At 59.2% G+C, this 7970-nt stretch carries 9 protein-coding genes; 8 read left to right on the forward strand and 1 reads right to left on the reverse strand.

Annotated elements, in window-relative coordinates; translation table 11 throughout:
* Nucleotides 1-862 precede the first annotated feature (862 nt).
* The 7 genes from NKI72_RS33340 to NKI72_RS33370 all read left to right on the forward strand — a co-directional run bounded on the left by NKI72_RS33340 (nucleotide 863) and on the right by NKI72_RS33370 (nucleotide 6188).
* Nucleotides 863-1009 carry a hypothetical protein gene (locus NKI72_RS33340; protein ID WP_352837387.1) on the forward strand — a complete coding sequence of 49 codons (147 nt, stop codon included), beginning with the start codon at nucleotides 863-865 and terminating at the stop codon, nucleotides 1007-1009.
* A gap of 334 nt (nucleotides 1010-1343) precedes the next feature.
* Nucleotides 1344-1493, forward strand: coding sequence for a DUF982 domain-containing protein (locus NKI72_RS33345; RefSeq protein ID WP_502898652.1), 150 nt, complete (start codon nucleotides 1344-1346; stop codon nucleotides 1491-1493).
* Between the two features lie 8 nt (nucleotides 1494-1501).
* Nucleotides 1502-1747, forward strand: coding sequence for a DUF982 domain-containing protein (locus NKI72_RS33350; protein ID WP_352473718.1), 246 nt, complete (start codon nucleotides 1502-1504; stop codon nucleotides 1745-1747).
* Nucleotides 1748-1755: 8 nt separating this feature from the next.
* Nucleotides 1756-1995, forward strand: a complete 240-nt coding sequence (locus tag NKI72_RS33355) for a DUF982 domain-containing protein (RefSeq protein WP_352516193.1) — start codon at nucleotides 1756-1758, stop codon at nucleotides 1993-1995.
* A gap of 273 nt (nucleotides 1996-2268) precedes the next feature.
* Nucleotides 2269-2505, forward strand: a complete 237-nt coding sequence (locus NKI72_RS33360) for a hypothetical protein (RefSeq protein WP_352852034.1) — start codon at nucleotides 2269-2271, stop codon at nucleotides 2503-2505.
* A gap of 17 nt (nucleotides 2506-2522) precedes the next feature.
* Nucleotides 2523-4421: a DNA ligase D gene (gene ligD / locus NKI72_RS33365; protein ID WP_352852036.1), complete on the forward strand. Its 1899-nt coding sequence runs from the start codon at nucleotides 2523-2525 to the stop codon at nucleotides 4419-4421.
* A gap of 105 nt (nucleotides 4422-4526) precedes the next feature.
* On the forward strand, nucleotides 4527-6188 hold the full coding sequence (locus tag NKI72_RS33370) for a PHP domain-containing protein (RefSeq protein ID WP_352852037.1): 1662 nt from the start codon (nucleotides 4527-4529) through the stop codon (nucleotides 6186-6188).
* 21 nt (nucleotides 6189-6209) lie between these two features.
* On the opposite strand, the gene NKI72_RS33375 is transcribed toward NKI72_RS33370, so the two are convergent.
* Entirely contained in the window at nucleotides 6210-6848 is a 639-nt protein-coding gene (locus tag NKI72_RS33375; protein ID WP_352852039.1) for a hypothetical protein, read from the reverse strand.
* 482 nt (nucleotides 6849-7330) lie between these two features.
* Here NKI72_RS33375 and NKI72_RS33380 point away from each other — a divergent pair, with 482 nt between their 5' ends.
* Complete coding sequence (locus NKI72_RS33380; RefSeq protein WP_352852040.1) at nucleotides 7331-7813, forward strand: alpha/beta fold hydrolase; 483 nt, start codon at nucleotides 7331-7333, stop codon at nucleotides 7811-7813.
* Nucleotides 7814-7970: the final 157 nt, after the last annotated feature.

Raw genomic sequence — 7970 nt, forward strand, 5'->3', positions numbered from 1 at the left:
GTCGACCGCGAAGACAACCATGCACCCGGCAGCGTCGTCTCGACGCAATTACATGCTTGACGTCCCAGCGGCGATTAGACAACCCCATCACTATCATGAAGGTTCTCGGCGGCGGCAGCTCAGCGGATGTAGCGCGCGTGGCACGCGCCGCCAAGGAAGCGAAAATCCTGAATGCCTGACATCGTCAATGGGTGCCCCACCACTGTCCATCATGCATCACTCTTGCAGCAAACATCCTGCGTCGATCATGCGGAGACGCCGAATGCTTGCGCGAGAAGGCTGGAGCCGCGGATCTGCACTCTACGTGGACATATCACCGCTCCGGGCAAAGCGGCCTACGGATCAAAAGTTACGTGGAAACCTGCCCCACCAACTTTGTCTGGCAAACGCATGTCGGCCCTCCCGATTTCGTTGCGAGGGGCGAAGCTGGATCGCGCGCACTCGGTCTTCATCGCGTGTTTTCGAAAGAGTTCGTGAGAGAAGGCAACGGGTCAAGTAGTTCAGTGTTCGATCTGGAGGAATTGAAGCTGCTCGGCCTCGATCCGACAGGCAATCGATTACGGCCCAGGGGTGACTACCGATAAACTTCATTCCCGTTAATCTCCGGCCCCTGTTTCGAGGCAAGAGAATCGCATGCGCGGCCTCGTCGAGGAATTCCGCACGTATGGGCATGTATGGGGCCCTGTCGGGCCGCGACATCTACTTAGGACAGTCGCCGCGACCATAATTTTTGATAACAGGTCAGGGTCGCGGGATGCCGAGCCGCTTGAAATACCGAGTTGTGGGGTGCTCGCGATCGTCCCGCCTCAACCGCGCAAGTGCGTCATCATCGCCGGCGAGCGCGCCGACAAAGAGTGACTGTATGGCACTCCATTGGTTCAACCCTCCGGTCCCGGTCAAGACCGAGCGTCCCGGGATCATCCGCAACGTCAACAACGCCGAGGCAGCCGGGGAGGAGCTGATGAAGTGGCTGCTGCAAAAGAGGAGGGGACATTACTCCCCCCAATGACAACCAGCTAACTTGAATTGCGGTAAAGGTTCTCTGACCAACACCGCCTTCGCGAAAGGAGCCCGCCGCCAAGCATGGAGATGAGAGGCGACGGACCCCCGCCACAGCGGCTGCACATCCAAGAAGAACCGACCGCTGCAACCCTCTAAACCCGCGAGGGCCTACATCGTTCCCTTAGCTGCGTCTAAGGCGGGGTTGGTCGGCGGGCTCTTGCCGCTCTAAGTTCCCCCTTATGGTCTTCTCTGGTTCTCTCCACCGGTCTACGTGAAGACGTGAAGACGAAACGTCCCGGCATTCGCAATGGGGTCAGCCACTCAAGGGAGCCGCCGAGCAACTGATGGAATGGGAAACAAAGGGCCCGAGGTGGACGCAAGCGGTCCACTCCTGCGTCAACGCGTTCGAGGGCAGGGTGTCCCCCCATGAGGTCCCTGAAGCTTTTGAGGCGGCTGCCAGGGAGGCCAACGTATATCTCTCCCCTGAGTAGGAGGTATCATGGCGCCCATCTGGTTCGTCCCTCCGGTGTTCGTGAAGACTGAAACCGGTGTCAGGCATGGCTGCAACAATGCGAAGGAAGCCCTTGAGCAGCTCAAGATGTGGACCCGGCGAGGGCCTCGCTGGCATAAGGCGGTGACCCTCTGCCTGTCAGCCTTGGAGGGCGATTCGATTGACCCCCACATAATACGAAAGGCCTTTGAGGCTGCCGCTAAGGAGGCCAACGTGTATCTCTCCCCTGAGTAGGAGTTGTCGTGGCAACCCATTGGTTCTCCCGTCCGGTGTACGTCAAGACCGACCGACCTGGGGTCACCTACGGGTGCAACAACGTCGAGGGTGCCGCCGAGGAACTCATGAAGTGGACCAAGATGGGACCTAAGTGGAGGAAGGCTGTGCAACTCTGCGCCGACGCCTTTCAGGACCGTGTGACTCCGGAAGAGGTCCGTCAGGCTTTCGAGGCTGCTGCCAAGGAGGAGGGGGTGCTCCGTGAGTAGCAGGCCGGTGCCCATGGGAAGGACCCGCTAGGCTCTCTGAATGCTGACCAAGTCCGCGCTGCTCGAAATAGACCCGGATACGAAAGCATTCACTCTGGTCGGTGGGCCATTTTGCACTTCTCGAAACCGGCATCGGAGCTGCTCTGGGCGAGGTACTCGGCGTCAATGGGGCACGTCGAGTAGTCATCAATCGAAACCTGGTTTCGACGAGAAGATCAAAACCGAACGCATACTATAGGGGACCGGACCCGGAATGTCAGGCTTCTAAAGCCGATGGCAGAAACCGGATACGCTGTGGCGGCATTTGAGGGCACGTTCCAGCGCTTGATTATTGCCTGTGAGCTGTGCGCGAAAAATCGGGAATGGAAGGGCCGGAGGCAGGAAGCACGGCCTCAGGCCGAGGCGCTAATCAAGCGGGTCGGCAATGATCGCGAAAAGCTCAAAACGGCCGGCAGCGAAACTAAAGAAGTAATCGCGCGTTGGACGCGGATAACGCTGTTTCGTCTCTGAGTATGGTTTAGGTCAGAGTGGTCAAGCCAACCTCGCGTAAGGCAATCAATGCGTCGGGCGCTAGTCAAGCGAAGTCGCCCGCTCGTGACGAGGTCACTTTAGCGCCGCCCGCTTTCCGGCCGGTCCAGCTCGCAACGCTCGTGGACACGGTCCCTGCCGGCGATCGTTGGATCCATGAGATGAAATACGACGGCTATCGTATTCTCGTTGCTGTCGGCGGAGGCGAGGCGCGAGCCTACACACGATCTGGTCTGGACTGGTCTAGCCGTTTTCCCTCGATCCTCTCCGAGGCTCGCAAGCTCAAGGTGCGCTCCGCCCTGATTGACGGCGAGGCCGTGGTTGTCGATGCGGAAGGAAGATCTAACTTCCAGGCGCTTCAAAATGCATTGAAGGGTGCCCCGGCGACTATCGACTTTTATGCGTTCGATCTGCTGCAGCTCGACGGCGTAGATCTGACAAGGCTTCCTCTTGTTGAGCGCAAGGCGAAGCTGGAGGCGATCTTGCCTGCGAAAAATCCGGTCCTTCGTTACTCCGACCATATCCTCGGCCGCGGAGAAGAGCTGCTCGATCGCTTCTGCGCTGCCGGCCTTGAGGGCGTCATCTCAAAGCTCGCGGATTCGAGTTATGTGGCGGCCCGCGGCGCAAGCTGGCTGAAGATCAAATGCATCAGGCGGCAGGAATTTGTGATTGTCGGCTGGACGCCGTCCGACAAGGTCCGCGCGTTTCGGTCCTTGATCCTTGGCGTTCATGACCGCGGCAAGCTGCGTTACGCCGGGAAAGTCGGCACCGGCTTCGATACCGCTGAACTTCTTCGTCTCTTGAAGATCATGGCGCCGCTTGAGCAGAAGGCCGCCACCGTCGACGCACCACGCGCCGAAGTGCGCGGCGCACACTGGCTCCGTCCGAACCTGGTCGCTGAGATTGCCTTCACCGAAATGACAAATGAAGGGACGTTACGACATCCGAGCTATCTTGGTCTCCGTGAAGACAAGAAGCCGGAGGCGGTCGTGCTCGAGACGGAACGTCATGCAGCCGATCTCGCCGCGTCTGCGACAACCGCCATCGCGATAAGTAACCGTGACCGCGTCATCTATCCGGAGTCCAACATCACCAAGGGACAGCTTGCCGACTATTACGCAGCGGTCGCGGCGATCATGCTTCCTTGGGTTGGCAGCCGGCCGATCAGTCTGGTTCGATGCCCACAGGGCCGCGCGAAGAAGTGCTTCTTCCAAAAACACGACGCCGGCAGCTTTGGCGACAAAGTCCACCACGTCGGCATCATGGAGAAGGACGGGCACGAGGAACCATATCTCTATGTCGACGATGCCGACGGACTGATGACTTGCGTCCAGATGGGAACGATTGAGCTGCATGGATGGGGAGCTCGGATCGAGGATGTCGAAAAGGCCGACCGCCTCGTGTTCGACCTCGACCCCGATGAAGGCCTCGATTTTGAGGCCGTCCGCGCCGCTGCCTTTCAGTTCCGCGCTATCCTTAAATCGTTGGGACTTACGACTTTCCCGATGCTGACAGGAGGCAAAGGAGTGCACGTCATCGCGCCGCTCACCCCTCGCGCCGAGTGGCCAGAGGTGAAGGACTTCGCGTCTCGCCTGGCGCAGGCGGTCGCCCGGAGCGATCCGGCCCATTTCACGGCCGTGTTGTCAAAGGCGCGCCGCAAGGGTCGCATCTTTGTGGACTATCTACGCAATCAGCGCGGGGCGACCGCGATCATGCCCTACAGCGCAAGATCACGTCCGGGCGCTCCTGTCGCGGCACCGATCACGTGGGCGGAGATGAAGACAATAGATGCGCCCTCTCATTTCCACGTGGGCGATGCTCCTGAATTAAAGAAACGCGCGGCCTCCAAAGCTCTGGCGGAATGGGGTCGCGCTGACCAATCCTTGCCCAATCTGTAGCGTCCGACGCGGAAGAGGCTGTAAAGCCGGGATTAAAGGGCAACGCGGCGCTCATGGCCTTGCCTGATTGGAAGCTGCGGAGATCGGCCTCGTTTGGCTGAAGGCATGGCAAAAATCGATCCGAGGACCGTCGCCAGTCTTTTGAGGGAATACGCGCAACGGGCGTCTATGCGCGGCGACAATCCCTATCGCACAAAGGCATACTTGCGCGCGGCAGACAGTCTGACGGCGCTGTCGCAGCCGCTTGATCGGATCATCGCCGCCGGCGCCCTCACCACGATCCCGGGGATCGGTGACGCGATCGCAGACTTCGTGACCAAGCTTTACCAAACCGGCACGCACCCAAGCCTTGAGAAGCTGCGCGAGGATGTCCCAGCGGGCGTGTTGGAGCTGTTTGCCGTACCCGGGCTTCGTCCCGATAAGATACTGAAGCTTCATCAGGTGCTCGGTGTGAACTCGCTGGCGGAGCTTGAGGCCGCGGCAAAAGAGGACCGCATACGCCCGGTCAAAGGCCTCGGCGCCGCGCTTCAGACAAAACTCCTGCAGAACCTGGCCATCGTGCGAAGCGGCGAAACGCAACTTCACCTGCACAAGGCCGCCGCCCTTCTCGAACATGCGGTCATATCGGTGAAGCAAGAACATCCAGAGTTTTCGCGCGTCGAAATTGCAGGCGACTTCCGGCGCGGTTGCGAGCTCGTTTCCGACTTCGTTCTGGTAGCGCAGGGCTTAAAGTCGACTGGTATTGAGGATACGACCCTCAGGCTTGTTGTCACGGACCGGAAGCACTTTGGCGCGAGCCTGCTCGAAGCAACCGGTTCGGCAGACCACCTCGAGCAATTGAAGACGTTCGCGGCCGACAAGGGGTTCACCCTAGACGCCGACGGGCTTCATCGCGGGAGAAAGCTGATCGCGTCAGCGACAGAAGAAGAAATCTACCAAGCTCTAGACTTGCAGTTTATCGAGCCTGAATTGCGCGAAGGCAGCGACGAGATTGAGCGAGCGGCAAAGCAGAAGCTACCCGCCCTCATTCGGGATGAAGATCTGCATGGCATCCTGCATTCTCACACGACCGCATCCGATGGCACCGAAACGCTTGAGGCAATGGCTGAAGCCACGCGCAAGCGCGGTTTCGACTACTATGGTGTCGCCGATCATTCGCAGTCCGCTCACTACGCAGGCGGCCTTTCGTTGCAGGAGATTGCTGAACAGCACCGCGAAGCTGACCGGCTGAACAAGGCATACAATGGAAAATTTCGCATACTGAAGGGCATCGAGGCGGACATTCTGGCTGATGACTCGCTCGATTACCCGAATCATATTTTGGAGACGTTCGATTTCGTCGTCGCGAGCGTGCACAGCCGCTTCAAGTTGCCGAAGAAAGAGCAGACGGAGCGTATCATTGAGGCGATCGGAAATCCTCGGACGACAATCATCGGGCACATGACCGGTCGCCAGCTGTTGCGCCGGCCCGGTTATGATCTCGACGTCGACAAAGTCCTCAAAGCGTGTGCGAAACACGGCGTCGCTGTCGAAATCAACGCACATCCTTGGCGCCTCGACCTCGACTGGCGCTGGCATCAAAAGGCACTCGATCAGGGCTGCATCTTCAGCATCAATCCGGACGCTCATTCGATCCGCGAGCTCGACCACATGCATTGGGGTGTCGAGATGGCGCGCAAGGGCGGTGTCCCTGCGAAGCGGGTCCTGAACGCGATGCGTTTGACGGCCCTCCTTGCGCATCTCGCACGGCGCAGGCAAACGTCCTAACCTGCTTGTGCGCCCGGCCCATCAGCGCAGGAGTCCGTCATTCTCAAAATCTTCCCAGCCGCGCAAACTGGAGTGCGAGTTTTCATCGGGGCCATGGCCAGCTGAAGCTGCAGTTCCGCGCCCGCTTCTTTGAGCACGTTTCATAGCGGCCTTCCCCGCGCCACGCCGCCTATTGTCTGCAGCTGTCGCTGCGTCCTGTTCGCGCCAGACCGTAACCAGGTCGCGGTCAAGCACATCCTCCACGTACTGCGGGTCGAACACGTGAAAGGTGATGTTCCTTGCCCGCCCGCGGAGTTTCACCGTTTTCGTCCCGGCGCTCTGCAAGCGACCACCTTTCAGCCAGCGGTGCCGTTCGGCCGTCGAGATCGTCAGAATGTCCTCGATTTCACGGGGGATTACGGGCAGTTCTTCGATATTCTGCAGTGCTTTGGATACGATCCCGAATACCACCTGCACATCATTCTCGGCGCCCTCAGACAGGCGCAGGGTAAGCACGCGGGATTCGATATTGAGCAATTTCCTGAACTCCGTTGGAAGGCGGGCGCGTATTTCGAGAAAAATACCCGTCGCTCTGACGGACGATCCAAGCGTTGCAGCCGGGGGCAAAGGCCATTCTCCAATCAGCTTCGCTGTTGCATTGGTTTTTCGGCGCGTGGACATGCCCCTTTATATAGGTCACTGATTTCGGCAGCGATGAGCCGATCGCAAAGCCAACAGAGTTCTAATCCGCCACGGTCTGAACCACGATGCCCAAAGGCGCAACCACGATTGTTAGCGGGGCCGTTTGCAAACTTCGGCTAAAAGGAAACGGCAGAGTTGACCTCGAAGTGCGATATCAGGCGCGTTGCCGCCTGGCGGCTTTTTGGGGGCCGTTTGCTGTCCGTCCGGTTATTGCCGAGGGACCAGTAAGCCGCCGTTCGGCTCACGACCTCTTCGCGGAATACGAGGCAAGTTCATATCCCGCGGAAGCCGACATTGAACTGCGTCTCCGTTTACATGTTTGGCAAATGTTGCGAATGGAGGGAGTTGCACGTTTGAAGGTTTCTCGCTGGAGCAGATCAAACTTCCGGAAGCGACGCTCAGAGTCCGGGTTGGTGGAAGGGGCCCACCGCTTCTGATGCTGCACGGTCATCCTCGCACCCATGCTACTTGGCATCGTGGCGCCGATTTTGGCTGAGGAATACACCGTAATTTGCCCTGATCTTCGCGGTTTCGGCCAGTCTTCCAAGCCCGTTGACATGCCTGACCATTCGGGCTCATCCAAAAGGTCCAAGGCCTGCGATTGCTTAGCCCTTATGGACTATCTGGGCTTCGATCGCTTCGGACTTGTGGGTCACGATCGTGGGCATACACCGCATTTCGGACAGCGATGGATCATCCGGCATCCGTCAGCCGCCTCGCAATCCTTGAAGCCATTCCGATCGGCTATGCGCTGGCGCGATGTGACGCGCGGTTCGCATCGGCATGGTGGCATTGGTTCTTCTTCGCTCAGCCTGGAAAGCCGGAGCAGGCTATCCCTGCCAATCCAGACGCATGGTACGGCGGTGATCCCGCGGAGATGGGCGCGGAGGCTTACGCTGATTTTCTCGCCTCGATCCACGATCCGGCGACGGTCCACGGCATGATCGAGGACGACAGGGCCGGGTTAGGCATAGACCGACAACATGACGAGGACGACCGAGCCGCCGACTCTGTCTCTCGACCCGGTAGAGTTACCCCGTCGGGTCGCGCTCTCCATCGTCGCCGACAAACTCTGACAAGCGGAACAAACCCGGAAGGCGC

The organism is Mesorhizobium sp. M0437 (assembly GCF_040321335.1).
Classification (GTDB): Bacteria; Pseudomonadota; Alphaproteobacteria; order Rhizobiales; family Rhizobiaceae; genus Mesorhizobium.

Coding starts and splice junctions, on each gene's coding strand:
- NKI72_RS33380 (WP_352852040.1), top strand. CDS start 7,331: ATGCTACTTGGCATCGTGGCGCCGATTTTGGCTGAGGAATACACCGTA.
- NKI72_RS33370 (WP_352852037.1), top strand. CDS start 4,527: ATGGCAAAAATCGATCCGAGGACCGTCGCCAGTCTTTTGAGGGAATAC.
- NKI72_RS33340 (WP_352837387.1), top strand. CDS start 863: ATGGCACTCCATTGGTTCAACCCTCCGGTCCCGGTCAAGACCGAGCGT.
- NKI72_RS33360 (WP_352852034.1), top strand. CDS start 2,269: ATGGCAGAAACCGGATACGCTGTGGCGGCATTTGAGGGCACGTTCCAG.
- NKI72_RS33375 (WP_352852039.1), bottom strand. CDS start 6,848: ATGTCCACGCGCCGAAAAACCAATGCAACAGCGAAGCTGATTGGAGAA.
- NKI72_RS33350 (WP_352473718.1), top strand. CDS start 1,502: ATGGCGCCCATCTGGTTCGTCCCTCCGGTGTTCGTGAAGACTGAAACC.